This window comes from Fastidiosipila sp. (assembly GCA_012511175.1).
Taxonomy (GTDB): Bacteria; Bacillota; Clostridia; order Saccharofermentanales; family DTU023; genus UBA4923.
Map to the genome: position 1 here is coordinate 14,961 of JAAZGO010000012.1, position 25,382 is coordinate 40,342.

The 25,382-nt window shown below is 56.5% G+C and carries 37 protein-coding genes; 34 read left to right on the plus strand and 3 right to left on the minus strand.

What is annotated here, in order from left to right:
* Nucleotides 1–9: 9 nt before the first annotated feature.
* The 3 genes from GX839_02560 to GX839_02570 all read right to left on the minus strand — a co-directional run bounded on the left by GX839_02560 (nt 10) and on the right by GX839_02570 (nt 3,271).
* Nucleotides 10–774, minus strand: coding sequence for a carbon-nitrogen hydrolase family protein (locus GX839_02560; GenBank protein ID NLB04348.1), 765 nt, complete (start codon nt 772–774; stop codon nt 10–12).
* Nucleotides 775–849: 75 nt separating this feature from the next.
* Entirely contained in the window at nt 850–2,586 is a 1,737-nt protein-coding gene (gene ade / locus GX839_02565) for an adenine deaminase (protein ID NLB04349.1), read from the minus strand.
* A gap of 31 nt (nt 2,587–2,617) precedes the next feature.
* On the minus strand, nt 2,618–3,271 hold the full coding sequence (locus tag GX839_02570) for an SIMPL domain-containing protein (GenBank protein NLB04350.1): 654 nt from the start codon (nt 3,269–3,271) through the stop codon (nt 2,618–2,620).
* Nucleotides 3,272–3,447: 176 nt separating this feature from the next.
* Here GX839_02570 and GX839_02575 point away from each other — a divergent pair, with 176 nt between their 5' ends.
* The 34 genes from GX839_02575 to rpmJ form a co-directional block, all read left to right on the plus strand.
* Nucleotides 3,448–4,185: a Crp/Fnr family transcriptional regulator gene (locus GX839_02575; protein NLB04351.1), complete on the plus strand. Its 738-nt coding sequence runs from the start codon at nt 3,448–3,450 to the stop codon at nt 4,183–4,185.
* An 80-nt stretch (nt 4,186–4,265) separates the two neighbouring features.
* On the plus strand, nt 4,266–5,945 hold the full coding sequence (locus GX839_02580; protein ID NLB04352.1) for a formate--tetrahydrofolate ligase: 1,680 nt from the start codon (nt 4,266–4,268) through the stop codon (nt 5,943–5,945).
* Nucleotides 5,946–6,090: 145 nt separating this feature from the next.
* Entirely contained in the window at nt 6,091–7,194 is a 1,104-nt protein-coding gene (locus GX839_02585) for a PucR family transcriptional regulator (GenBank protein ID NLB04353.1), read from the plus strand.
* 57 nt (nt 7,195–7,251) lie between these two features.
* The gene (gene ftsE / locus GX839_02590) at nt 7,252–8,391 is read left to right on the plus strand and encodes a cell division ATP-binding protein FtsE (GenBank protein NLB04354.1); all 1,140 of its coding nucleotides are present in this window, start codon (nt 7,252–7,254) and stop codon (nt 8,389–8,391) included.
* Nucleotides 8,388–9,287, plus strand: a complete 900-nt coding sequence (locus GX839_02595; GenBank protein ID NLB04355.1) for an ABC transporter permease — start codon at nt 8,388–8,390, stop codon at nt 9,285–9,287. The genes ftsE and GX839_02595 overlap by 4 nt, the downstream gene beginning before the upstream one ends.
* A 111-nt stretch (nt 9,288–9,398) precedes the next feature.
* The gene (locus GX839_02600; GenBank protein ID NLB04356.1) at nt 9,399–10,580 is read left to right on the plus strand and encodes a peptidoglycan DD-metalloendopeptidase family protein; all 1,182 of its coding nucleotides are present in this window, start codon (nt 9,399–9,401) and stop codon (nt 10,578–10,580) included.
* Between the two features lie 133 nt (nt 10,581–10,713).
* On the plus strand, nt 10,714–12,117 hold the full coding sequence (locus GX839_02605; GenBank protein ID NLB04357.1) for a S41 family peptidase: 1,404 nt from the start codon (nt 10,714–10,716) through the stop codon (nt 12,115–12,117).
* Between the two features lie 317 nt (nt 12,118–12,434).
* Entirely contained in the window at nt 12,435–12,746 is a 312-nt protein-coding gene (gene rpsJ, locus GX839_02610) for a 30S ribosomal protein S10 (GenBank protein ID NLB04358.1), read from the plus strand.
* A gap of 54 nt (nt 12,747–12,800) precedes the next feature.
* Nucleotides 12,801–13,427: a 50S ribosomal protein L3 gene (gene rplC, locus GX839_02615; GenBank protein NLB04359.1), complete on the plus strand. Its 627-nt coding sequence runs from the start codon at nt 12,801–12,803 to the stop codon at nt 13,425–13,427.
* Nucleotides 13,428–13,436: 9 nt separating this feature from the next.
* A complete protein-coding gene (gene rplD / locus GX839_02620; GenBank protein NLB04360.1) occupies nt 13,437–14,060 on the plus strand; it encodes a 50S ribosomal protein L4 in 624 nt (207 codons plus the stop codon).
* On the plus strand, nt 14,057–14,410 hold the full coding sequence (gene rplW / locus GX839_02625; protein NLB04361.1) for a 50S ribosomal protein L23: 354 nt from the start codon (nt 14,057–14,059) through the stop codon (nt 14,408–14,410). The genes rplD and rplW overlap by 4 nt, the downstream gene beginning before the upstream one ends.
* Nucleotides 14,411–14,438: 28 nt before the next feature.
* Nucleotides 14,439–15,272, plus strand: a complete 834-nt coding sequence (rplB, locus tag GX839_02630; protein ID NLB04362.1) for a 50S ribosomal protein L2 — start codon at nt 14,439–14,441, stop codon at nt 15,270–15,272.
* Between the two features lie 16 nt (nt 15,273–15,288).
* Nucleotides 15,289–15,570, plus strand: a complete 282-nt coding sequence (rpsS, locus tag GX839_02635) for a 30S ribosomal protein S19 (GenBank protein NLB04363.1) — start codon at nt 15,289–15,291, stop codon at nt 15,568–15,570.
* A gap of 22 nt (nt 15,571–15,592) precedes the next feature.
* Nucleotides 15,593–16,075, plus strand: a complete 483-nt coding sequence (gene rplV / locus GX839_02640; protein ID NLB04364.1) for a 50S ribosomal protein L22 — start codon at nt 15,593–15,595, stop codon at nt 16,073–16,075.
* A 3-nt stretch (nt 16,076–16,078) separates the two neighbouring features.
* A complete protein-coding gene (rpsC, locus tag GX839_02645) occupies nt 16,079–16,762 on the plus strand; it encodes a 30S ribosomal protein S3 (protein ID NLB04365.1) in 684 nt (227 codons plus the stop codon).
* A complete protein-coding gene (rplP, locus tag GX839_02650; GenBank protein NLB04366.1) occupies nt 16,749–17,321 on the plus strand; it encodes a 50S ribosomal protein L16 in 573 nt (190 codons plus the stop codon). The genes rpsC and rplP overlap by 14 nt, the downstream gene beginning before the upstream one ends.
* 2 nt (nt 17,322–17,323) lie before the next feature.
* Entirely contained in the window at nt 17,324–17,530 is a 207-nt protein-coding gene (gene rpmC / locus GX839_02655; GenBank protein NLB04367.1) for a 50S ribosomal protein L29, read from the plus strand.
* Nucleotides 17,531–17,541: 11 nt separating this feature from the next.
* The gene (gene rpsQ / locus GX839_02660; protein NLB04368.1) at nt 17,542–17,802 is read left to right on the plus strand and encodes a 30S ribosomal protein S17; all 261 of its coding nucleotides are present in this window, start codon (nt 17,542–17,544) and stop codon (nt 17,800–17,802) included.
* A 27-nt stretch (nt 17,803–17,829) separates the two neighbouring features.
* On the plus strand, nt 17,830–18,198 hold the full coding sequence (rplN, locus tag GX839_02665; protein NLB04369.1) for a 50S ribosomal protein L14: 369 nt from the start codon (nt 17,830–17,832) through the stop codon (nt 18,196–18,198).
* A 17-nt stretch (nt 18,199–18,215) separates the two neighbouring features.
* The gene (locus tag GX839_02670) at nt 18,216–18,566 is read left to right on the plus strand and encodes a 50S ribosomal protein L24 (protein ID NLB04370.1); all 351 of its coding nucleotides are present in this window, start codon (nt 18,216–18,218) and stop codon (nt 18,564–18,566) included.
* Nucleotides 18,567–18,569: 3 nt separating this feature from the next.
* A complete protein-coding gene (rplE, locus tag GX839_02675; protein ID NLB04371.1) occupies nt 18,570–19,109 on the plus strand; it encodes a 50S ribosomal protein L5 in 540 nt (179 codons plus the stop codon).
* Nucleotides 19,110–19,120: 11 nt separating this feature from the next.
* Nucleotides 19,121–19,306, plus strand: a complete 186-nt coding sequence (locus GX839_02680; protein ID NLB04372.1) for a type Z 30S ribosomal protein S14 — start codon at nt 19,121–19,123, stop codon at nt 19,304–19,306.
* Between the two features lie 12 nt (nt 19,307–19,318).
* Complete coding sequence (rpsH, locus tag GX839_02685; protein ID NLB04373.1) at nt 19,319–19,714, plus strand: 30S ribosomal protein S8; 396 nt, start codon at nt 19,319–19,321, stop codon at nt 19,712–19,714.
* Nucleotides 19,715–19,773: 59 nt separating this feature from the next.
* Nucleotides 19,774–20,313, plus strand: a complete 540-nt coding sequence (gene rplF / locus GX839_02690) for a 50S ribosomal protein L6 (GenBank protein NLB04374.1) — start codon at nt 19,774–19,776, stop codon at nt 20,311–20,313.
* Nucleotides 20,314–20,325: 12 nt separating this feature from the next.
* Nucleotides 20,326–20,694 carry a 50S ribosomal protein L18 gene (rplR, locus tag GX839_02695; GenBank protein NLB04375.1) on the plus strand — a complete coding sequence of 123 codons (369 nt, stop codon included), beginning with the start codon at nt 20,326–20,328 and terminating at the stop codon, nt 20,692–20,694.
* An 11-nt stretch (nt 20,695–20,705) separates the two neighbouring features.
* On the plus strand, nt 20,706–21,227 hold the full coding sequence (gene rpsE / locus GX839_02700; protein NLB04376.1) for a 30S ribosomal protein S5: 522 nt from the start codon (nt 20,706–20,708) through the stop codon (nt 21,225–21,227).
* 10 nt (nt 21,228–21,237) lie between these two features.
* Entirely contained in the window at nt 21,238–21,441 is a 204-nt protein-coding gene (gene rpmD / locus GX839_02705) for a 50S ribosomal protein L30 (GenBank protein ID NLB04377.1), read from the plus strand.
* On the plus strand, nt 21,428–21,877 hold the full coding sequence (gene rplO, locus GX839_02710) for a 50S ribosomal protein L15 (GenBank protein ID NLB04378.1): 450 nt from the start codon (nt 21,428–21,430) through the stop codon (nt 21,875–21,877). The genes rpmD and rplO overlap by 14 nt, the downstream gene beginning before the upstream one ends.
* Nucleotides 21,878–21,887: 10 nt before the next feature.
* Nucleotides 21,888–23,171, plus strand: a complete 1,284-nt coding sequence (secY, locus tag GX839_02715; GenBank protein ID NLB04379.1) for a preprotein translocase subunit SecY — start codon at nt 21,888–21,890, stop codon at nt 23,169–23,171.
* A 4-nt stretch (nt 23,172–23,175) separates the two neighbouring features.
* Nucleotides 23,176–23,871 carry an adenylate kinase gene (locus GX839_02720; GenBank protein ID NLB04380.1) on the plus strand — a complete coding sequence of 232 codons (696 nt, stop codon included), beginning with the start codon at nt 23,176–23,178 and terminating at the stop codon, nt 23,869–23,871.
* Nucleotides 23,872–23,887: 16 nt separating this feature from the next.
* The gene (map, locus tag GX839_02725; protein ID NLB04381.1) at nt 23,888–24,694 is read left to right on the plus strand and encodes a type I methionyl aminopeptidase; all 807 of its coding nucleotides are present in this window, start codon (nt 23,888–23,890) and stop codon (nt 24,692–24,694) included.
* The gene (locus GX839_02730; protein ID NLB04382.1) at nt 24,691–25,011 is read left to right on the plus strand and encodes a hypothetical protein; all 321 of its coding nucleotides are present in this window, start codon (nt 24,691–24,693) and stop codon (nt 25,009–25,011) included. The genes map and GX839_02730 overlap by 4 nt, the downstream gene beginning before the upstream one ends.
* 24 nt (nt 25,012–25,035) lie before the next feature.
* Nucleotides 25,036–25,254, plus strand: coding sequence for a translation initiation factor IF-1 (infA, locus tag GX839_02735; GenBank protein ID NLB04383.1), 219 nt, complete (start codon nt 25,036–25,038; stop codon nt 25,252–25,254).
* Nucleotides 25,255–25,333: 79 nt separating this feature from the next.
* Nucleotides 25,334–25,382: 50S ribosomal protein L36 (rpmJ, locus tag GX839_02740; GenBank protein ID NLB04384.1), on the plus strand; the 49-nt coding region annotated here is incomplete at its 3' end.

Genomic DNA, 25,382 nt, shown 5'->3' on the forward strand with positions numbered 1-25,382 from the left:
AGAGCCATGCTAAACCTCCACATGCAGTAAGCCCGGCAGACCGTAGGGAAGGGCGTCAAGTTCCCTGCCCAGGTGCCAAAGGTAGGCCCCCCCTTTTGCACGATCCGCCGGGTCGACGTAATTATTGACAAAAAGGACCGGTTTGGACAGGATCTGGGACCGTTGACGGTAGGCCTCCCCTTCTGTTTCGTGCCATTGGCTGACGGGATAGTCGCAGTGGACCGGCCAAAGGAAAAGATCGGTCTCCACGTCCCTGTCAATGATGGGCATCAAGAGGTCATCCTCCCATAAGTCGCCGCAGACCAGAAGGGTGATCCTTGTTTGATCCAGCCGAAAAGTAATGAACTCATCGCCTTCCCGATATTCCACAGGGGTATTTTTCTTTCTCCACCCTTTTGAAACGCGCCGGTAATGGCCCTTGATATCGCCCAGCTTGTCGATGACCAGGTAGGAGGAAAAAAGATAGCCGCCGTCATTTTCGTAAAAACCAAAACCGATGGCCATCCGGTTTTCTGCGGCCCAGCTCCTGATTTGGGCGATTTCTTTTCCCCTGACGAAGAGGGCTCTGGCGGCGTCATGCAGGTAAGAGAAATCAAGCGCTTCAAAACCGCTCAAAAAAGCCTCACCAAAAACAGTCAGATCGGAACCTTGCTGTTTAGCCTTTGTAACGGCGGTCTTCATGGTCGCTATGTTGTGGTCAAGCTCTTTGAGCGAACCGGGCAGGCAGCAGCAAGTGATGCGGAGCGGCCGCCTTTTCTGACCTGATGCCTGCATGTACACCTCCTGTCAAAAAAGCACAACCGCCCCCTGGGACGGAGGCGGTTGTGCGCGATTTTACGCTTGTTTTGACTAGTCGTCCGCCTCCAGCGAAATAAAGTCAAATTTTGTGACATCGAAAAGGCCCATGTCGGTCAGCTTCAATTCAGGGATGACGGGCAGAGCCATGAAGCAGAGCGTCATAATGGGTTCCACCGCCTCGCTCACTTTCAATTCCCTGACAGCCGTCTCATGGAGTTCCGACAGCTTGTCGTTGACCCACTCACCTGACTGGTCGCTCATGATGCCGCCGACGGGAAGGGGAAGACGGGAAAGAACCTGGCCGTCTTTGACCAGCACGATGCCGCCTTCCTGCTTGATCAGTTCCTCAACAGCCAGGGCCATGTCCTGATCATTGGTTCCCGCCGTGATAATGTTGTGGGAGTCATGGGCGATAGTGAGAGCTGCTGCCCCGTGCTTAATCCCATACCCCCGGAGCAGCCCCACCGCCACATTGCCGGTGTTCTTATGGCGTTCAATGACTGCGATCTTGACAATATCCTGGGCGGGATCGTAGATGAAATCCCCCGAGTCGTCGGTTTGGACCTGGGCGATGCCCTTTCCGGTTACAACTCCGCCGGGCAGGATGTCGATCACATGCACCCGGTTCTTCTTCAGTTTCATTTTCAGCCGGCCAATTGAAAAATCTTTGACATGAACGCTGCTCCTGACTGGTGAGATGTCCGCCCGCTTGACTTCAGGCAGATACCTGCCATTCTCGGCCACCTTTTTGCCATCGATAAAAACGTATTTGGCCTTGAATTCCTCCAGGCTGTTGACCAGGGTCACGTCAGCCCGCCTGCCGGGGAAGAGTGCCCCCCGGTCTTTCAGACCGAAAGCTTCAGCCGCATTCAGTGTCGCCATCTGGACAGCAGTCACGGGGTGGATGCCGAATTTCACACATTTTCGCAGGTGATCGTCCAGATGACCTTCCTCCAGGATGGTCTTGGGCTGCCGGTCGTCGGAGCAAAGGAGGCAGCGCCGGGCGTTCCGGTTTGTTACCACGGGCAGCAAATCCTCCAGGTTGTGGCAGGCCGAACCCTGACGCATCAAGATGTACATGCCGTTTTGCAGGCGCTCGTACATCTCCTCCATGGTCGAGCACTCGTGGTCGGCCAGGATGCCGGCCGATGCGTAGGCGCACAGGTCCTTGCCGGTGATGCCGGGACTGTGGCCGTCGATCAGCTTGTTGACCTTTTTCGCGGCAGCCAGCTTGTCAAGGACACCAGGATCAGCGTAAATAATGCCTGGGAAGTTCATGAACTCGCCCAGGCCCAGGATGCGGGCATCGGCCAGTGGCCCTTCCAGATCCTTGGCTTCCAGGATAGCGCCGGCGTTTTCAAATGGTGTGGCGGGAACGCAGGAGGGGATCACGTATTCGATGTGGAGGGCTGCTTCTGCGGCCGCATCCAGCATGTAGTTGATGCCCTTGAGTCCTGCGACATTGGCAATTTCATGCGGGTCCGCAATGATGGTGGTTGTCCCGAAAGGAACCAGCAACCGGCTGATTTCTTCAGGAGTGACGAAGGCTGATTCGATGTGAATATGGGCATCAATCAGACCGGGCATGGCATAAAGACCCTGAGCGTCAAGGGTCTCCTTGCCCTCGTAATCGCCTGTTCCTGCAATCAACCCGTCGACGATGGCGATATCACCCTTTCTGATTTCGCCCAGCCCGACGTCAACGATCTGACAGTTCCTGATCACCAGGTCGGCAGGCAATCGCCCCGCGGCCACGTCAATTAAATGTTTCAATGCTGCTTGATCCATAAAGGCCTCCAATCCTCAATTTCCTGTCTTTCTATTGAATTTCCCAGGTCACCTCTACCGATTCAGAGAGGTCGATATCAGCAGGTTCAAGGTCGGGGCTGACCGACGTGTAAGCTGTTTGACCGCCAACCCGGGTGCTTTGCATGACCTCCTGGCGGAGAGATATTTCTTCTTGCGGGCAGGCCATGTGAACAATCTTGCCCAGTCGGACGCCTGCCGCATCCGCCAGCTGCCGGGCCTTGGTTTTCGCGTCATCAACGGCACTTTTAATCAAGTCATTTTTCGCTTGCCTGGGATCCTTGACCAGGTAGGCAATTTGGAATTCGACCGGAACACCGCTTTGCAGAAAGGCGGTCAGGGCCTGGCCGAGACGTGCCGGGTCCCGGGGTATTTCCAATTCCAGCCGGTGATCGTATTCAAAACCAAGGAAGCGCTGCTTGTAAAACCCCTGGGGATCCTGATAACCCTCATATTTGCTGCTGATGGAAAAATGCCTTGTCTGCAGTGATTCTCTTCCAAAATCGATTTCGGCAAGGCAGTCTCTCAGGCGTTGCACGGCTTCAGCTGATTCTTCGACCGCCGCGCCGTAGATTTCATTGATGCCGGTAAGGGTGAGCAGAAGTTGAATGGTGTCCGGTTGGACGGTAAGCCGCCCTCTTCCCGTGACACGGATGATTCGGTCCATGGTCGATCCTCCCCAGGGTCGTTGTATTTCCATCTTAGCACGGAGGAGGGAATACTTTGGGGGTTTTGCCCACGTGCTATCATACTTGTGCACAAAAAAATCCTTAGAGGACAAGCGTCTTCATATTTGTTATTCTATTCTGGAGTGAAAAGGCCCGGGCATCTTGGGGAGGATCTATGAAAAAGACATGTGAAGTCATGGCGTCGACACCATTATTTGCCGGTTTGGACCACGAACTTTATCTTGAGTACTGCCGGGACACCCACATCCATCTCCATGCAAAGGGACAGCCCGTTATCATGGAAGGGGCTGACTGTCATGGGATTGGCGTCATCATCGAGGGCCAGGCGGCCAGGCAGAAATTTACACCCACAGGCGAGTATACGACCTTGAACCTGCTGGGTCCCGGAACTGTTTTTGGCGCTGACCTGATCTTTTCTTCCCATAGACTCTATCCCTACTCATTGGAAGCGCTGACCCTGGTCAAGACCATCCTGATATCCCGTGAAGACCTGCTGGGCTTGATCGCCAGGAGCTCCCAGCTCCTGCTGAATTACATGGCTTTCTTATCTGACCGGGGCCGTGAGCAGGATCAAAGGATTCATCTGCTGTCACAAAAGACGCTCAGGCTGAAAATTGCAGGTTATCTTTTATCACTCCTTGAGGAGCAGCTTGAGTACGAGGGCAAGACCCTGCGCGAGATACTTGAGTTTCCGACAACACGGGCGGTGACCCTTCCCGTATCAAAAGAGGTTGTGGCAAGGCTCCTGGCCATGCCCCGGCCTTCATTTTCCAGGGAACTGATCAGCATGGAGAAGGACGGCCTGATCCTGGTCAAGGGGCGCCATATCTGGTTGACGGATCTCCCGGGTCTGGCTTGCGGTCTCTACGAAGATTGTGACCCTGACCTTTAAAATGATGGACAAAACGGCATATAAGCCGGGGAATATGTGAAAGCAGCCTTGCTGCCAGTACCGATTAGGGGAGGAAAAACATGAGCTACAAGTCAGACATTGAAATCGCCCAGGAGGCCAAAATCCTGCCGATCGACGAGATCGCCAAAAAGGCCGGCATTCCGGAGCAGTACCTTGAGCATTACGGGAAATACAAAGCAAAGGTTTCGCTCGATGCGCTTGAGGAGCTGCCGGAAAAAAAAGGCAAGCTGGTTCTGGTGACGGCTATCACACCAACACCGGCAGGTGAGGGGAAGACGACAACGACCATTGGCCTTGGCGATGCGCTGACACGATTGGGAAAGAATTGCACCCTGGCTTTGCGTGAGCCGTCCATGGGTCCCGTTTTTGGGATCAAGGGGGGAGCGGCTGGCGGCGGTTATGCCCAGGTTGTCCCCATGGAAGACATCAATCTTCACTTTACCGGTGACATGCACGCCATCGGAGCGGCCAACAATCTACTGGCCGCTATGGTGGATAACCACATCCAGCAGGGTAATGAGCTGGGGATCGACCCCAAGCAGATTACTTGGAAGCGGGCTGTTGACATGAACGACCGGCAGCTGCGTTTTGTCGTCGATGGCCTCGGCGGCAGGCCGAACGGGGTACCGCGGGAGGATGGCTTTGAGATCACGGTCGCATCGGAAATCATGGCTGTTTTCTGCCTGTCGACTTCATTGACCAACCTGAAAGAACGTCTGGGCAGGATCGTTATCGGTTACTCCTATCAAGGAAAACCTGTCACGGCCAAGGACCTCAAGGCTCATGGCGCCATGGCTGCACTCCTGAGAGACGCCTTGGCACCCAACCTGGTTCAAACCCTGGAGGGAACCCCCGCCTATGTGCACGGCGGCCCCTTCGCCAACATCGCACATGGCTGCAACAGCGTGCTGGCAACCACCATGGGTTTGAGGCACTCGGACTACCTGATCACAGAAGCGGGTTTCGGTGCCGACCTGGGCGCAGAAAAATTCATTGATATCAAATGCAGAATGGCAGGTCTCGACCCGGCCGCCATCGTCCTGGTGGCAACGGTAAGAGCGCTCAAAATGCATGGCGGCGTCGCCAAGTGCGACCTGAAAGAGGAAAATCTCGAGGCCCTGAGGGATGGGATGGAGAATCTGACGCAACACGTCCGCAACGTGCTGGATGTTTTCCGCCGTCCCGTGGTTGTTGCCATCAATGCCTTCCCCGACGACACGGAGGCGGAATTGGAGCTGGTACGCCGGGAGTGCGAGAAGGAGGGCGTGAACGTTGCCCTGTCCGAAGTATGGGCCAAGGGCGGCCAGGGTGGCATCGAGCTGGCTGAGGAGCTGATCCGGCTTTGTGACCTGCCAACAGAAGAACCGCTCGGCTTCGCCTATGAAGAAGATTCAACGCTCAGTGAAAAGATCGAGGCTGTCGCCAAACGCATTTACCATGCTGACGGCGTCGATTTTGTGGGCCCTGCCGTGAAACAGCTGAAACAGCTGGAAGAGAATGGCTTTGGCAAGCTTCCGGTCTGTATCGCCAAAACTCAATACTCATTCTCGGACAATCCCGCCCTGATCGGGACACCGAAGAACTTCCGGGTGACCGTCCGGAATCTCAAGGCCTCAGCCGGTGCCGGCTTTGTGGTGGCCTTGACGGGTGAGGTGATGACCATGCCGGGCCTGCCCAAGGTTCCCTCCGCTGAAAAGATCGACGTTGATGAAAGCGGACGCATCTCCGGCTTGTTCTGATCGGATATCCAACGGGGCCGCCAGTCGGCGCCGCTGGACAGGAAAGTATATAATATTCCGGCCGGGACTGCCAAACAAGGGTCAGGCCCGGCCGGATCACGGTGCGCACAGAAAGGCGCTTTTACTCGAAAGCGAGGAATGGACCATGAAGGAAATTCAGCAAGCCCTGAATGAGATGGCTCCCAACTTGGGTCGGCTGATCGGGTTTACCGATGGCCAGGGGGAAATATTGGCCGCTTCCGAGGCAGAATTGGTCGGCGAACAGGATCCCGGCGTTCGCGCGGTTCTCGCTTCCGGGGATTCGCAGGTGACTGCAGGCGACCGGACCTACCGCGTCGTCAAATGGCCTGACGAGACCTATTTAATCAGTTTTTCAGAAGGTGTTGATGCCGTGGCCAAGGGCTATGCTGAGCTTCTTTCACGCTGGATCAGTGCCGAGCAATGCAAGGAGGATGACCAGGCTGAACGGGCGCAGGAGCTGAAGCAGATCTTCTTGAAGAATGTCCTCTTTGAAAATGAATTGCCAGGGGATATCCCTCTCAAGGCGCGCGAATTCCGGATACGGTACAATGAGCGCCGGGTCGTCATGCTGGTTCATTTCAAATCGGAGGAATTCAAGGCCTGCCTGGAAGTGCTGACTGAGTTGGCCGGTGACCGGGCCGGCGATTTCATCCTGCCCATGGACGAGGAAAACATCGTTCTCATGACAGACGCGACTGAAGAACGTTTGGAGGGCCTCGACGATTTCCTGCTCACTTTGACCGGCACCCTGCAGGAAAGAGCCATGGCAGACGTTGCGGTGGGTGTTGGCATGGTGGCCCCGACCCTGACGGAGACGGCCAAGTCCTATCAGCAGGCTTCAATCGCCCTGATCGTTGGCAGGATCTTTCAGGATGCGGAATCGCCTATCATGCGCTATGAGAAGCTGGGGCTCGGCAGGCTGATCTACCAGCTTCCCATTACCCTCTGCGAACTTTTCCTGAGGGAAGTCTTCGAGCCGGGAACTTATGAGGCGCTCGACCCGGTGACCCGGGAAACCATTGACAAGTTCTTCGAGAACAGCCTCAACGGGAGCGAGACGTCCAGGCAACTGTTCGTTCACCGCAATACCCTGGTCTACCGGCTGGACAAGGTCCAGAAGATTACGGGCCTTGATTTGCGGAACTTCGAAGATGCGGTCCTCTTCAAGCTGGCGGATATGGTGCGTAATTATCTGGCCTATGTGGAAGAGGAAAAGAAGAAGCGATAGACAGTTCTGGTTTGCGGGGTGAGGGTAAAGGCCGGCTGACACGCCGGCGGAGAGAAGATGGCCTATATCGAATTTGAGAATGTCAGCAAGACCTACCCTAATGGGACGCTGGCGCTTCATGATGTTTCCTTTACGATCGAGGAGGGTGAATTCGTCTTTCTGATCGGCGAAAGCGGTGCAGGGAAATCGACGGTATTCCGTCTTCTGACACGGGAGGAAGATCCCTCATCGGGCCGGATCATGGTGGACGGCTACGATATTGGCAAGCTCAGTGAGCGGCGGATCCCTTACCTGCGGCGCGGCATCGGCATGGTTTTTCAGGATTTCCGTCTGATCGACAGCCTGACTGTTGGTGAAAATGTTGCCCTGGCTATGGAGATCATCGGCGAATCGCCGCGAAAGGTACGCCAGCGTGTCCCCCTCGTGCTGTCGGTTGTCGGCCTGCGCCGCAAAATCCACAACTACCCGACGGAGCTCTCGGGCGGTGAGCAGCAGCGTGTCTGCATCGCCCGGGCACTGATCAATAAACCGCGCCTGATCATCGCCGACGAACCTACCGGAGACCTGGATCCCGTCAATGGTGAGACGGTCATGGCTTTGCTCGACCGTATCAACCGGGAGAACGGGACAACCATCATTACCTGCACCCATGACCGCGCAATTGTTGACCGCATGAACCGGCGTGTGATTGAAGTGTGTGAAGGCATACTGGCCCGTGATGATTCAAAGGGTCTTTATCTGCTTGAAAGCGAACGGAAGAACGGTTTAAGCTATGCAGCCTGCGTCCATCGCCAGGAAGCGGAGGCGGACGAGATCCGTCAGGAAATCGAGGAAGGCGGTGAGGCGCTTCGCCAGCTTCGCGAAGAAAACAGGTCAGGGCAAGACATCCGGCCAGGCAGAGACCGGGTTAGGAAAATGCGTGAATCGGTCCGGGGCGATGATTTTTATGAACGCATGGATGAGAGCGCGTCCTTGAGAAGGAACAGGCCGCCGGCCCGTGAACGCGTCAGGAACCTTCGGAGGCAATTTGAGGCGGATCAAAAAGATCCGGGCCAGCTCTCCGCATCGCCCGTGATGCCCCGGCAGCAGGTGGAAGATCCGGAGAGCAAAGGATTGTCGCGCACGGGAAGGATTCCTGTCATCAGGCTGAAAGGCGACGTCGAGGGCGAAGGTAAAGAGCAGGGTGATGGCGCGTGAAGAAAAATGAATGGCATTATGCCGTCAAAGCAGGATTTCAAGGACTGAGACGGCACCCGCTTCTGTCCGTGGCTGCCATTACGACCCTGGCTCTAATGCTGTTTTTGATGAGCACTTTTTTTACCTTGTCCATGAACGCCAACCATTTATCAATCGTGGCCTCCCAGCAGCCGCCGATCGAAGTCACCATGCAGGTCAGTGCCAGCAATACCGAGATCGAGAATCTGGCAAGATTTCTGCAAAACCACGAATTCATTGAGGACATCAGCATCAACACGCCTGAGGACAATTTCGAGAAATTTAAGCAGGACATGGGCAAGGAGGAACTGTGGAAAGACTTTAACTACCTCCTCTATATTCCTTATACTTTCAGTTTCCGCCTGACGGAACCCTCCTACGGGCCGGCTGTCGGCGAAGAAATAAGGGTACTTCCCGGGGTCAAGGAAGTCCTGATGGAGTCGGAGCTGATGACCATGCTTGACAGTGTCAAGCGGTGGACCCAACGTGCCGGCCTGATCGTATTCGTTATTCTGGCCGTTGCGGCCTCGGTGGTCATGGCCAATACAACCAGGATTGCCGCTCTGTCGAGAAGCCGGGAGATCCATATCATGAAATATGTGGGCTCAACCAAGGCCTTCATCCGGACCCCCTTCATCGTTGAAGGGGTTGTCATCGGCATGCTGGGCGCCCTGGTCGCCAGCGTCACCGCCATTTTGATCTATGGCCGTATTGTGACTCGGCTCAATCCCGCCGGTGCTGTTTTCGAAGAGTCACAGTTCATGCTGCTGCCGGCCAGCAAGATGGCGGCTTCAGTCTTCCTGATCAACCTGGTGACGGGGATTGCGCTCACGATGATTGTCAGCGCCATTTCAGTTCGAAAATACGCCAAGGTTTAATTTCTTTTCCATTACATTTTGATAACGGAAAAAGTATTTGCCCGCCCGGAGTCAGGCTTGTGTTAAAATGTTTAAGATCCTTGCGGGGACCAGATCGTTGAAGGAGTGCACATGCAGTACCATCATCTTTCAAACCGAAGGATGTTTCGTGTCCTGGCGGCCTTGCTGGCTGTTTTAGCCGTCCTGTTGTTTTTCCCGCAGACGCCGTCAGGTATCCTTGCCGCTTCCGGAAACAGCCAGGACAAATTGAAGGAAATCCAAAAGCAGCTTGAATCCGTCCGGTCCAGCCGTCAGCAGATGTCAGGCCAAAAAGACAAGCTGTCCGGTGAACTCGCTTACCTGGAGCAGCGCAGCCAGGAGCAGCGATGCCTTTATGACTCTGCACTCGAGCAAAAAGAAGCGGCACTGATGGTGCTTGAAATGAATCAGGCTGCATCGGACCAGGCCCAGCTGGATTACGAAAACAAGCTGGAGGAATACCAGGAGCGGGTGGCCCAGATGTATGCCTGGAACCGGCAGTCCTTGATCGGGATGTTGCTTTCGGCAGACAGCCTGCAGGGTTTTTTCACCACGCTCCGGTTTATGAAACTTGTCACCGAAGCAGACGAACAGGCGCTCGTTGAACTGGAGGAAGCCTCGGTGCTGGCTGACCAGCTGGCCTATGACGCCGAGATCCAGTACGAGGAAATGCTTGAGCTGGTCAGGGAAGCTGATCAAGCCATGCAGGCCATCAAACAGCAAGCTTCCATGACCAGGGAGGAGTTAAACAAAATATCGAGTTCCCTGGAAATTACCAGGCAGAAGGAGGCACAGCTTAACCGCGATTTGCAGGCGGCCAAGGAAGCCGCTTCGCGTCCTCCAACGCCTCCCGCTCAGACAGTGGCCGCCCATGTCGGTACGGCGGGCTTTATCTGGCCCATACCCGGGCAACATGGCATTTCCTCCCATTTCGGCTACCGGGCCAGGTATGGGCGCTTCCATTACGGAACCGATGTGATGGCGCCCCGGGGAACCAAGGTGGTTGCCATGGCCAACGGCGTTGTGACCTTCGCAAGCTCGGGCTGGAACGACGGATATGGAACTGTGGTCATGGTCGATCATGGCAACGGTTACCAGACCCGCTACGCCCATCTGAGCGGATTAAACTGCAGAATGGGCCAGGCCGTCAGCTCCGGCCAGGTCATCGGTTATTCGGGTAATTCCGGTAATTCAACGGGGCCCCACCTCCATTTCGAAATACGGATGAACGGCACTCCGCACAATCCCATGAATTATTTCAGGAAGTCCGGATAAAAACCGGGCAACACCTGGGAATATGAAAACAGACTGCCGTGTTCCGCGGCAGTTTTTGATGGTGTAGTATCATTGAAACCGGTCTGAGGCCGGGAAAATAGCATGCGGAAATCAGTAACCGCCGGAGGACAAGATGGATAATCAGGAAAAAAGGCCGGATCAATACCTTCACAGCCAGATGATCCCGCCCGCGCAAAAGCGATCGGAGGAAGCCGGGCCACAAGCAACCAAGACCAAAAGAGGCCTGTTCTGGCCAGTTTTCCTGGCGATTCTGGTCACAGCTTCGGTGACCTTTGTCCTGACAGCTGCCGCCGGCTATTTTTTCTATGGCCAGGCCCTCCGCGAGTCCTCCAACAATGATCAGCAAAAACCTCCTGTCCAGACCAGCCCCCGTGAGCCGGAGATGAAGCCGGATGGCCAGACTCTGACTTTCACGGATAAGGAGGGGGTGGAGGAAGCCCTGGAGAAATTTTCCACCGTCTACAACCTTCTGCAGGGCAACTATTACCAGGAGTTCAGCGATGCAGAAATGATCGAAAAAATGACAGTCGGCCTGGTCGGACAGATGGGCAGCCCCTATACCTTCTACCTGACCCCCGAATATCATGAATCGGTCGAAGAGTCCATGAAAGGCGAGTACGGCGGGATCGGTGCCATCGTCATGCGTGATCGCGATGGAAGCTACGTGATCAATGACATTATTCCCGACAGTCCGGCAGAGTCGGCAGGCCTTTATGTGGGCGACATATTTGTCAGTGTGGATGGCCATGATGCGTCCGAATTTGAGGACATCGGCCAGCTGGCCGCCTATGTCCGGGGCGAGGAGGGAACCCGGGTCCGCCTGGTCCTATACCGGCCTGTCGAAGACAGGGAAGTGTCCTTTACCCTTACCCGGCGCATCATCACCAATGTTGCGGTACGCACCCGCATGCTTGATCAGGGGATCGGCTACATTCACCTGACCGAGTTTTCCGACCATGCGGCCGAGAACTTTGAAAACGCGGTTCTGGATCTGATGCGGCAAGGCGCCGCCCAGCTGATCATAGACTTGCGAAACAATGGGGGGGGCTATGCCCATGAATGCATTAACATGCTGGACGTCCTCCTGCCGCCTGCAACGGTTGCCACCATCAAAGGCCGTGATGACGGCCAGGAATATCAGGATGAGTGGAAGACCAAAACGGCGGCGCTTGTTTCCGACGACATGCGCGTTGTGATCCTGCTCAACAAATACTCGGCAAGCGCCAGCGAGCTTTTCGCGGGAGCCATGCGTGATCTGGGAAAAGCAGTCATCGTGGGGGAACAGTCTTTTGGGAAAGGGGTGGGAACCATGATGTGGCAGCTGGAGGACAAGTCCGCAGTTCAAATCACCGGTTTCGAGTATTTTCTGCCCAAAGGTGAATCAGTCGAAGGTGTGGGCCTTGTACCGGACTACCGGGTTGAGCTGGCGCCGGAGGTTGAGGTGAAGGCGCCCAATCAGCGCAGTCTGGAGGAAGATACCCAGCTTCAGAAGGCCCTGGAACTGCTGAAGCCATGAAAAATGGGTGCAGCTCCGCCGCATTTTCGGCGTTTGCATTCTCGTAATTCATCATGTATACTTCACCTTGCGCCTTTTTGCATGCCTTGCGGCGTGTAAATGAAAGCGGAGAGGGTGGAGATTGCTGACCGGTTTACTGCAACCGGAAAGGGAACTTCACCTGAGAAGTCCGGCCTCGATGCCGGGCGCAAAATCCACTGGCAGTAGGGCCCCAGCGTTTGTGCCACCAGCCGTGCGTCTGGGCTTTCCATTGGCAGAAAGAGATACGCCCGAATCAATAGTGATTTTGAAAGCAGTTATCAGGAGGAAGCAGAGGAATGGCCGTAAACCAAAAGATCAGAATCAGGCTCAAAGCCTTCGACGCCCGGATATTGGACGACAGCGCCAGGCGGATTGTCAGCACAGCGGAGCGCACCGGCGCGAGCATATCGGGCCCCATCCCGCTCCCGACGGAAAAGGAGATCATTACCATTCTCCGTTCGCCGCACAAGCACAAGGATGCGCGCGAGCAGTTTGAGATCAGGACCCACAAGCGCCTGATCGACATCCTGGCACCCACCTCGAAGACGGTGGAGGCGCTGATGAGGCTCGAAATGCCAGCCGGCGTCAATATTGAGATAAAACTGTAACCCGAAAAGGGTCAATGTTTGCGAGAGCAAACCAATAACTCAGGAGGTTAGGACATGTCAAAGTTCATGCTCGGCCGCAAGGCCGGGATGACACAGATTTTTGATGAAGACGGGCTTGCGATTCCCGTCACAGTGATCGCCTGCGGTCCGCTTACCGTCATCCAGAATATGACCGAGGAGAAGGAAGGCTACCAGGCGGTTCGTGTCGGCTATGAAGAAAGCAAGAAGGGGAATCGTCCTCACAAGGGTCAGTTTGAGAAAATTGGCGTCAAGCCTATGCGGGTTATCCGTGAGTTCCACACGGGTGAAACCTATGAGCCCGGCCAGGTGATCGAGGTCAGCCAGATGTTCGAGGTCGGTGACGCCGTTGATATTACAGGAAGATCCAAGGGCAAGGGTTACCAGGGCGCTATCAGGCGTCACGGCATGCGCCGGGGCCCCTCCGCTCACGGCTCCAAGTATCACCGCAAGGCGGGCGCCATGAGCGCTGCGGCGACGCCGGGCAAGGTGCGCAAGGGCAGGAAACTGCCTGGCCAGCTGGGCTTCAAGCGGGTGACCGTTCAGAACCTTGTGGTTGTCCAGGTGGACGGCGAGCGCCATTTCCTGGTCGTGAAAGGCGCGGTCCCCGGACCCAAGGGCGGTCTGCTTGAAATCAAGGCGACCGTCAAGTCGGGAAAGTAGGAGGGCCTTATGCAACTTGATGTAGTTAACATGGACGGTGATCTTGCCGGAACGATCGAATTGTCGGACCGGATTTTCGCCATTGAACCCAACCGGGATGCCGTTTACCGCGTCATGCTGGCCCAGCAGGCCAACCAGCGGCAGGGCACGCACAAGGCCAAAAACAGGGCCGAAGTGCGCGGCGGCGGCAGGAAGCCTTTCCGCCAGAAGGGGACGGGGCGGGCCCGCCAGGGTTCGATCCGCGCCCCCAACCACGTTGGCGGCGGGGTAATTTTCGGCCCCACACCACGTTCTTACCGGGTGCGGCTTCCCAGGAAACTGCGCCGACTGGCCCTTTTCTCCATGCTCTCCTCCAAGGCGGAAAGCAAGAAGCTGGTCGTGCTCGATAAACTGGAAATTGAAAACGGGAAAACCCGTGTCATGGCACAGGTGCTGAAAAACATCGGTGCGGACACCAGCTCGCTGATTGTCACGGCAGGCAAAGGGGAGGACGTGGTCCGTTCCGCCCGCAATCTCCCCGGTGTGAAGACAGCGCCAGTCAACGCCCTGTCGGTTCTTGACCTGCTCAAGTATGACCGGCTGATTGCTACGCGCGAAGCACTTGAAACACTGGAGGAGGTCTACGCGTCATGAAGAATCCGCACGATGTCATCCTGAGGCCCATTATTACGGAGCGCAGCATGGAGGATACCATGCTGGGGAAATACACATTCGCCGTGGCCAGGGATGCCTCGAAAACAGAGATAGGCAAAGCCTGCGAGTTGCTTTTTGAGGTCAAAGTTCTCCAGGTCAACACCATGAACTTATCAGGCAAAAAGCGCCGGATGGGCAAGACGAGCGGACGCACCGCGTCCTGGAAAAAAGCCGTCGTGACCATCGACCTTGACCCGGCCCCGGCAGAGTACGCCCTGCCCGGAGGCAAAAAGGGGACCAGCCCGAAGCGTTACAAGACCGAGATTGCGGAATTCGGGTTTGGCCAGTAAGCGGGCCGCGTGAAAGAAGGAGATCACTATGGCTATTAAAAGCTATCGCCCCACTTCTCCCGCCAGGAGACAGATGACCGGAGCCGACCATTCCGTTTTATCGGACAAGGCGCCGGAGAAAAGCCTGCTGGCCAAAAAGAAGAAGCATAGCGGCAGAAATAATTACGGCCGGATTACGGTTCGGCACAGAGGCGGCGGCAACCGCCAGAAGTACCGCCTGATCGACTGGAAGCGCAATAAAACAGATATCCCCGCCAAGGTTCTGGCCCTGGAGTATGATCCCAACCGCACGGCCTTTATCGCCCTGATCATGTACGCCGATGGAGAGAAAAGCTACATCATCGCGCCGCACGGCCTCAAAGCCGGGGACACAGTTATTTCCGGAAGTGACGTCGATATAGTGGACGGCAACTGCCTGCCGCTTTCATCCATTCCTGTCGGCACCCAGGTTCATAACATTGAAATGAATCCGGGCCACGGGGGCCAGCTGGTTCGTGCTGCCGGCACCTCGGCGCAGCTGCTGGCCAAGGAAGGCCGCCACGCCACCCTGCGCATGCCCTCCGGTGAAGTCCGGATGGTGCTGCAGAGCTGCCGCGCCGTGGTCGGCGTCGTCAGCAATATCGAAAATGATATCGTCAATGTCGGCAAGGCCGGCCGGAAACGGCACATGGGGCGCCGCCCCCACGTCCGCGGATCGGCCATGAATCCGGTTGACCACCCCCATGGCGGAGGTGAGGGTAAGGCGCCCATCGGCATGCCCGGCCCGGTGACCCCCTGGGGGAAACCGACTTTGGGCTACCGTACCCGCAAGCGGGGTAAATCGACCGACCGGCTGATCATCAGACGCCGTACCAAGAGCTAAGGATGGAGGAGACAGCATGAGTCGTTCCGCTAAAAAAGGATATTACGTTGATGAAAGGCTTTTAAAGCGCATCAATGAACAAAATGAGAAAAATGAACACCGGGTCCTGAAGACTTGGTCGCGCGCCTCCACCATCTTCCCTGAAATGGTGGGGCATACCATCGCGGTGCATGACGGAAGAAAACATGTTCCCGTTTACATCACGGAGGAGATGGTCGGCCACAAGCTCGGTGAATTCGCCCCAACCAGGACGTTCAGAGGCCATGCCGGCTCTGAGAAACGCGCCAGAATGCGCTGAGAGACGGCGAGGAGGGACTATTGTGGCTAGAAAAACAATGAGCAGACAGGAGCTGATCGACCGGCGGGAAGAGCTGGTCGCCGACTACGGCAAACAGGCTCCGAGAAACGCCAAAAAAGGCGTACTGACCAAAAAAGAGCGCAAGATCCTGGGGATCGGCCGTGATCAAGGCCATGCGACACTCCGCCACCTGCGGATGAATGCCTTTAAGGTCAACGCGCTGATCCGGCTTATCGTCGGGAAGCCGCTGGAAGAAGCCTACGCCATTTTGCAGTACACGCCGCACGGCGCGGCGCAGCCGCTGACCAAGCTTCTGAAATCAGCCGAAGCCAATGCGGTGAACAACAACGGCATGAATGCGGACAATCTTTATGTGGCCGAGCTCCAAGCCATGCAGGGGCCAACACTGAAAAGAATCCGCGCCCGGGCGCGGGGCCAGGCTTCCTGGATCAGGAAGCGTACCTGTCACATTGATGTTGTTTTGAAGGAAAGGCAGGAGGTCTAGGTTATGGGTCAGAAGGTCAATCCGCACGGTTTACGTGTAGGTGTCATTAAAGACTGGGATTCGCGCTGGTATGCCGATAGAAAAGACTTTGCCCGCTTCCTTGTCGAGGACAAGAAAATCCGCGACTACGTCAAGGCGGAAACAGAGCGCGCGGGCGTCTCGCGCATCGAGATCGAGCGCCTGGGCGATGAACATACAACCATTACGATCACGACGGGGAAACCCGGCATCATTATCGGCCGCGGCGGCGCCGAGATCGAGAATTTAAAGAAGAAGCTGACCAGGAAATTCGGCCGTTCCTTTTTCATCAATGTGAAGGAAGTTCGCAACGTCGATATCGAGGCACAGCTCGTAGCCGAGAGCATCGCCAAGCAGTTGGAAGAGCGGGTGTCTTTCCGGCGGGCCATGAAACAGGCAATCAACCGGGCCATGAAGAATGGCGCCAAGGGCGTGAAAACCATGGTCTCGGGGCGGCTGGGCGGCGCGGAGATCGCGCGGTTTGAACAGTACCGCGAAGGATCCATTCCGCTTCACACGCTCCATGCCGACATTGATTATGGCTTTGCAGAGGCCAAAACCTCTTACGGCCAACTGGGCGTCAAAGTGTGGATATACAAGGGCGAGGTCCTGACGGTTCGGAACACCGCCCGGGAAGAGAAGGAGGAAACTCCAGATGTTAATGCCTAGGCGTGTCAAACGCAGAAAACAGCACCGCGGGCGCATGAAAGGGAAAGCCCTCCGCGGCAATAAGGTGACCTACGGACAATTCGGTCTGCAGGCCCTTGAACCTTGCTGGATCACTGCCAACCAGATTGAGGCTTCCCGTATTGCCATCAACCGCTACTTCAGGCGCGGCGGCACGGTCTGGATCAAGATCTTCCCCGACAAGCCCGTGTCCAAGAAACCGGCTGAAACCCGGATGGGCAAGGGAAAGGGAGCACCGGAATACTGGGTGGCTGTCGTCAAGCCGGGCCGGGTCCTTTTCGAGGTGGCCGGCGTGACAGAAAAACAAGCCCGTGAGGCCCTGCGCCTTGCTTCCCATAAATTACCCTGCAAGGTGCGTTTCATCGAAAGCGAGCGCGAATTCACAGAAGAGGAAATCGCCAAATATGCCGAGGTTCAGGTCCTTGATATCCCTGATGAACTCCTGACGGATGAGGAGCTGGCAGAGCAGGCGGGTGAGGCTGAAGTGGACAGCGCAGCGCAAGAAGACGCCGAAGCGGCAGAAGAACAAACGGAGGTCTGATCATGAGAGCGAAAGAATTGCGTGAAAAAAACCAGACCGAGCTTGAAAAGGAGTTGCAGGAACTGAAAAAGGAACTCTTCAATCTCCGTTTTCAACACGCGACCAACCAGCTTGCCAATCCGATGGAACTCAAGCGGGTCAAGCGCGACATCGCCCGCGTCAAGACGGTCATGCGCCAGCAAGAGCTTGGCCAGCTGGTCTCAGGATAGGGGGAGACAGGATGAACCAGGAACGCAACAAGAGAAAACAGCGCGTCGGCACCGTGGTCAGCGACAAGATGGATAAGACAATTGTCATCGCCGTCACCGAGCATGTCCGCCATCCGCTTTATAAAAAATACATCAAACGTACCGTCAAGATGAAGGCGCACGACGAAAACAACGAGTGCGGCATCGGTGACCGTGTCCGGGTGATGGAAACCAGACCCTTGAGCCGTGAGAAACGCTGGCGCCTCGTGGAAATCATCGAGAAGGCCAGATAGGACGGCGGGTTCAGGAGGACTAAGTCAATGATTCAAGTACAATACAGGCTCAAATCCGCCGACAATACCGGTGCCAAGCGCCTGATGTGCATCCGGGTGCTGGGGGGGACAGGCCGGCGTTACGCCAACATCGGCGATGTAATCGTCTGTTCCGTCAAGGAAGCGGCACCGGGCGGCACCGTCAAAAAAGGCGATGTGGTCAAGGCCGTGGTGGTCCGGACCAAATCCGGCATCCAGCGCAAAGACGGGTCCGTGATCCGTTTTGATGAGAACGCGGCGGTGATTTTGAAAGATGACGGCAACCCGCAGGGAACCCGGATTTTTGGGCCCATCGCCCGGGAATTGCGTGAGAAGAACTACATGAAAATTCTCTCTCTGGCGCCGGAGGTTCTGTAATGGCCAAGGAGGAAAGAATGCCCCGAAATAAATTACATGTCAAAGTGGACGACCAGGTCTACGTCCTGACCGGCAAAGACGCGGGGAAAACCGGCAAAATTATTGCGGCCTATCCCGCCAAGGGACGTGTGATCGTGGAAGGTGTCAACATCGCCACCCGCCATGTCAAGCCGCGCTCCCAGACGCAGCAGGGGGGGATCATCCGCCAGGAGATGCCCATCGACGCGTCCAATGTCATGCTGGTCTGCCAAAAGTGCAAACGCCCGTCGAAGACCGGGAGAAAATACCTGGAAAACGGGGACAAGGTGCGCTTCTGCAAGTCCTGCGGTGCCACCATCTCCGTGATCAGCAAGGGAAAGAAGGAGTAGCGCATGAATCGACTGAGGGATAAATATAGGAATGAAGTGCGTGACACCCTGATGAAGGAATTCGGTTACTCTTCCATCATGCAGGTTCCCAGACTTGAGAAAATTGTCCTCAATATGGGGATCGGCAACATCCGTGAAAATCCCAAGGCGGTGGAGTCGGCTGTGCGCGATCTGACCACCATTGCCGGCCAGAGGCCGGTGGTAGTCAATGCCCGCAAGTCGGTCGCCAACTTCAAGTTGAGGGAAGGGATGCCCAACGGGGTCAAGGTGACCATCCGCGGCGACCGAATGTACCATTTCCTGGATAAACTGATCAGCATCGCCCTGCCGCGTGTCCGTGACTTCCGCGGTTTGAGCGCCAATTCTTTTGATGGCCACGGCAACTACTCGCTGGGGGCGCGTGAGCAGCTGATTTTCCCGGAAATCGACTACGACAGCATCGACAAGATCAACGGCCTCGATATCGCCATCGTCACGACCGCCCAAACAGACGAAGAGGCCAAGGCCCTGCTCACCGAGCTTGGCATGCCCTTCCGGAATTAGAGGAGTCAACCATGGCAAAAAAATCAATGATCATCAAAGCGCAGCGCGAACCGAAGTTTTCGACGCGTCAGAAGAACCGTTGCCAACTGTGCGGACGGCCCCATGCCTACATCCGCAAATTCGGTATCTGCCGCCTCTGTTTTCGTGAGCTCGCTTATAAAGGACAGATCCCTGGCGTTCGCAAAGCCAGTTGGTAAGGAGGAGATATCATGCAGGTTACGGATCCGATCGCGGACATGCTGACACGCATCCGCAATGCCGGGAGAGCCGGCAAAATGACGTGTGAGATCCCCGCTTCGAACATGAAGCGCGCCATCGCGGATATTCTCGCCGCTGAAGGTTACATTGAGAAGGTGACTTTCCGCGAAGACAATCAGCAGGGGATGCTGACCGTGACACTTAAGTACTACGGCTCCAAGCCGGTTATTACAGGCATTAAGCGCATCTCCAAACCCGGTTTGCGCGTCTACGCCGATGTCGATCATCTGCCGCGCGTCCAAAACGGCCTGGGGATTGCCATCATCTCGACTTCCAAGGGCGTGATGACGGACAAGTTTGCCCGCCGTTCCAAAATCGGCGGCGAAGTCCTGGCTTACGTCTGGTAGGCGGAGCTTGACTCTGAAAAGGATGATCAGATCCACAATCTTAAGAGCAGGAGGACATTATGTCGAGAATAGGTAAAAAACCCATCACCATCCCGAAAGACCTCAAGGTCGATATCGGGCCGGATGAAGTCCGGGTCAGCCGGGACGGCCAGACCCTGTCGGAGAAACTCCATCCGGGCATCCGCGTCCGCGTGGAGGGGGATCAGCTTCTGGTCGAGCGCGACAATGATCTGCGTGAGACACGGGCCCTGCACGGCCTGGTGCGTTCGCTGATTAACAACATGGTGATCGGGCTGAGTGAAGGATTTACCAAAAACCTTGAAATCCAGGGTGTCGGTTACCGGGCCCAAAAGAACGGCAACAAGCTGGTCATGGATCTGGGCTACTCACACCAGGTAGTTTTTGAAGAACCGGAAGGCATCACCTTTGAGCTGGCCTCGCCGACCCGTATCGCGGTCAAGGGCGCGGACAAGCAGCTGGTGGGCGAGATGGCCGCCAAGATCAGAGCCTCGCGTCTGCCCGACCCCTACAAGGGCAAGGGTGTCCGCTATGCTGGCGAAGTCCTGCGCCTCAAGGCCGGGAAAACCGGTGTCAAGTAAGGAGCGTGAAGGATGATTAAAAAAGAACCACGCAATAAAGTCCGCCTCCGCCGCCATGCGCGCGTGAGAAAACAACTGGCAGGCACAAGTGCCAGCCCGCGCTTGGGCGTCTTTCGGAGCGCCAGCCATATTTACGCGCAGATCATTGATGATACGGCGCATCACACCCTGGTGGCAGCCTCTTCACTCGATGCCGAAGTCAAGGGGACACATCCTCACGGCGGCAATGTTGAAGCAGCCAGGGCCGTTGGAAAGCTTGTCGCGGAACGCGCGCTTGTGAAGGGTATCAAGACGGTGGTCTTTGACCGCGGCGGATACCTCTATCACGGCCGCGTCGCCGCCTTGGCTGATGCAGCGCGTGAAGCCGGACTTGAGTTTTGAGGAGTAGCAGCATGAGAAGAGAACGTGATCGCGACAGAAGAGAAGACAGGGACCGCGAAAGTGAATTTCAGGAGCGGGTCATCCACATCGGCCGTGTTGCCAAGACCGTCAAGGGCGGAAGAAACTTCCGTTTCACTGCCCTGGTGGTCGTCGGGGACGGCGAAGGACGTGTGGGCAAGGGACTGGGGAAATCGAGTGAAATTCCCGAGGCCATCCGCAAAGGAATTGAAGAAGCCAAAAAGAATCTGATTAAGGTCGCGACCTATAAAGATACCATTCCTTATGAAGTGACCGGCCGGTTCGGCGCTGCGCGTGTCATGCTCAAGCCGGCGGCTGCCGGCACGGGCGTCATCGCGGGCGGGGCCGTCCGCGCCGTCTGCGAACTTGCCGGCATCAAGGATATCCGGACCAAATCACTGGGCAGCGCCAATCCCAACAATGTGGTCAACGCCGCCATCGAAGGTTTGAAAGCCCTGCGCACACTCGAACAGGTCGCTGAGATCCGCGGGGTCAGTCCGCGTGAGATCCTGTAAGGAGGGCGGCATGGAACAAGTAAGAATTACCTTGCTGCGCAGCATCAATAACGCCCGGGAAGACCAGAGGGCCACGGTGCACGCGCTTGGTTTGAGAAAAATCGGTCAATCCGTGATTCATGAGCATAACGAAGCCATTCGCGGCATGATCCGCAAGGTCCGCCATCTTGTCGTCGCGGAGCCCTATGAAGGAGGAGACGATGAAGCTGAATGAACTGAAACCCGTTGCCGGGTCGAGCCGCAAGGCATCGCGCGTAGGGCGCGGCCGCAGCTCGGGCGGCGGCAAAACTTCAGGACGCGGCCACAAGGGCCAGAAAGCCCGCTCGGGCGGCGGCGTCCGTCCCCAGTTCGAGGGCGGCCAGATGCCTCTTTATCGCAGGCTCCCCAAGCGGGGTTTCAACAATAAACGCTTTGCCAGGCACTACATTACCGTCAACGTCAGCGATCTGATGCGAATGGAGGAAGGCAGCCTGGTGACGGCGGAAAGCCTGGCGGCGGAGGGAATTATCTCCCTGCCCAAAGTCAACGACGGGCTGAAAATCCTCGGTGACGGGGAACTGACCAAAAAACTGGAAGTGAAAGCTCATGCTTTCACCGCGACGGCCAGGGAAAAAATTGAGGCGGCCGGAGGAAGCTGTGAGGTAATCTGATATGGGCAGTATGTTTCAGACCCTGGCCAACGCCTGGAAGATTCCTGACCTGAAAAAGAAGATCCTTTTCACGCTTTTCGCCATCCTGGTCTTCCGCCTTGGCACAGCCATCCCGACTCCCATGATTGACAGCGTGGCCTTCGCGGCCCTGATTGAACGTTTCGGCCAGCTGGGTCAGTTTCTCGACATCATCTCAGGCGGAGCCTTCAAGTCGGTGTCTGTCCTGGCCCTGGGCATTTCACCCTACATCAATGCCTCCATCATCATGCAGCTTCTGACCTTTGCCATCCCGGCCCTGGAGCGCATGCAAAAGGAAGGCGAGGAAGGCCAAAGAAAAATTCAGAAGATCACCCGGATGGTGACTCTGGGCCTGTCACTGGTCATGGCCACCTCCTACGCCCTGCTGACACGCGGCGCGACAACACCGGGGATTCCCGAGTGGCTGAGCCTGGTGGTGGTCATCTTCAGTTTTGCGGCCGGTGCCTCCTTCATTATGTGGCTGGGCGAGCAAATTGATGTCAAAGGAGTAGGCAACGGCATCTCATTGATTATCTTCATTGGAATCGCCAGCCGCCTGCCTGACTATGCCAGGCAGCTCTTTGTCTATTTCCAGGCCCTGACCGTGACCAGGAATATCTTCCTGGCCCTGGGGCTGGTCATCGCGACCGCCGTCGCCTTCATCGGAATCATCGCTCTGGTTGTCTTCATCCAGAGTGCCGAACGGCGAATCCCCGTCCAGTACACCAAGCGGGTGGTGGGCCGCAAGATTTACGGCGGCCAGAGCACCTATTTACCCATCAAGGTCAACCAGTCCGGTGTGCTGCCGGTCATTTTTGCCATGTCGGTCCTCATGGTGCCCTCCACCATCGCTTCTTTTACGGGGAGCACGGGCAAGCTGGCCACCTGGCTGATGAACTTCAATACCAACCCGCTTTATTATGTGGTCTACTCGATACTGATCGTCGCCTTTACCTTCTTTTATTCCATGATCAGTTACAACCCGGTCGACATCGCCAGCAATCTGCAGAAGAATGGCGGCTACATCCTGGGCATCCGGCCGGGCAGACCGACAGCTGAATTTGTGGGCAAAACCGCCCGCCGCCTCAACTGGTTCGAATCGGTCTTTCTGGTCGTCCTGGTCCTGATGCCGTCCCTGCTGGGGGCCCTGACCGGGGCACACGGGATCTGGTTTGGCGGAACGGCTGTCCTGATTCTGGTTGGCGTGGCCATGGATATCGTGACCCAACTTGAGGCTCAGATGCTGATGCGCCACTACAAAGGATTCCTGGACTAGACCCATGGTGAAGCGGATCGTCATGCTGGGAGCGCCGGGCAGCGGCAAGGGGACCTGGTCCAAGTTTCTTTCCGACCGCCTCTCGCTGCCCCATATCTCAACAGGCGATCTCTTCCGCCGGGAACTGGCGGCCGACAGCCCGTCCGGACGCCGGATCCGCACCTATATCGAGCAGGGGGAGCTGGTTCCTGACGATATCACCGTCCGGCTGGTCAAAAAAGTCATTATGGAAGATGAGGGCCGCCAGGGTTTTATCCTGGATGGATTCCCCCGCACCCTGGTCCAGGCGGAGGCCCTTGACCGGATTCTGGAAGAGGGGGGCCAGGCCATCGATGCGGCTGTCGAGGTTCACGTTTCAGAACCGGTCCTGACCCGCCGCGCCCTGTCCCGCTTTGTCTGTGAAGACTGCGGCCAGCCCTACAATGCAAGTACCATGAAGCCGGCGGAGGAAGGAATCTGCGACCGCTGCGGAGGCAGGATTGTCCGGCGGGGGGATGATACGGAGGAAACTCTGAAGCATCGGCTTGAGACCTACCGGGCCAAGACCGCGCCTTTAATGGATTACTACCGGCGGGAGGGAAAACTCGTTGTTTTCCCTAACGACGGACCGCCTGACGACCAGGCAAAAAGAGATCTTCTCACACTTCTGGGAGAAGACAGCGCCCTGATGGAGGGCCCTGCTGACTGGAAATTGAAATAAGAATTGTGAGCGAGCTGTGATCAGACTCAAATCAAAGGAAGCCATCGAGCGGATGCGCCGGTCCGGTGCTGTGCTTGCCGCTGTCTTTGATGCCATCCAGCCCTTGATGAGAGAGGGGATCACGACGGAGGAAATCGACCGGACAGCCCATCAGGTCATCCTGGACGCGGGCGCCATCCCATCCTTTCTCGGCTATGGCGGCCAGGGCCCGACGCCTTTCCCCGCAGCCACCTGTATTTCAATCGGCCATGAAGTTGTGCACGGTTTCCCCTCCGCCGACAGGATCCTCAAGGAGGGCATGATCGTGTCAGTCGATGTGGGGGCGCTCCTGGACGGCTACCACGGTGATGCCGCCCGGACCTACCTGATCGGTGAGGTGCCGAAAGAAGTGCGTGAGCTGGTCCAGGTGACGGAAGAAGCCTTCTGGCGGGGGGTTGAGCAGGCGTTTCCAGGCAAGCGCCTGGGCGATATCTCCGCCGCCGTCCAGGCTCACTGCGAGTCGCACGGTTTCGGGGTGGTCCGCGATCTGACGGGCCACGGGATCGGTACGGAACTCCACGAAGCTCCCAACCTGCCCAATTTCGGGCAGGCGGGACGCGGCATCCGCCTTCTGGAAGGGATGACCCTGGCCTTGGAGCCCATGGTGACGTTGGGATCACCTGATGTTTTTGTAGGGGAGAATGACTGGACCTTTTTCACCCGTGACGGAAAACCGGCGGCCCATTACGAGAACACCTTCGCCATTACCGCGGAGGGGCCTGAGATTCTGACCATGGTGCCCGGGGATCCCAGGCTGCGCAGGATCCGGAGGAAAGCGACATGACCAAAGAGATGCCGCTGCCCTCTCCGCTGAGTCCGGGCTCTGTCGTCGTCTCGCTCAAGGGACATGACCGCGGCAGGCTTTATCTGGTGCTGGCACAAAAAGGGGAGACACGCCTTCTTCTGGCAGACGGGAAGACTCATGGCTATGTGGATGCCAAGCTGAAGAATACCAAGCATGTCAGAAAGCTGGGGCAGGCTGTCGATGCGGCAGGCCTGGAGGAGATTCTCAATGAAGGGACGTGCGAGAGCGAATGCAATACGGCGATCCGCAAGGTGATCGCCGGCTGGGCGGAAACGAAACTGCCCGGAATCGGTTGAAAAGCCAGGCGATCGGAGGAGAAGATGCCGAAAGAAGAAGCAATTGAAGTCAAGGGGGTTGTTGTGGATACCATGCCAAACGCGGTTTTCCGGGTCCGTCTGGAGAACGGCTTTGAGGTGATCGCACACATCTCCGGCAAATTGCGTCAGAATTACATCAAGATTCTCAATGGTGACCACGTTACGGTTGAGTTATCGCCCTACGACCTGACGCGGGGCCGGATAACCTGGAGATCAAAATAGAACTTCTTGATTTTCAGAGGCATACGGGTTAAAATAATAAGCTGTGTGTCCATAGGCGACAGCCATAAGGAGAAGAACCATGAAAGTGAGACCTTCGGTCAAGCCAATCTGCGAAAAATGCCGCGTGA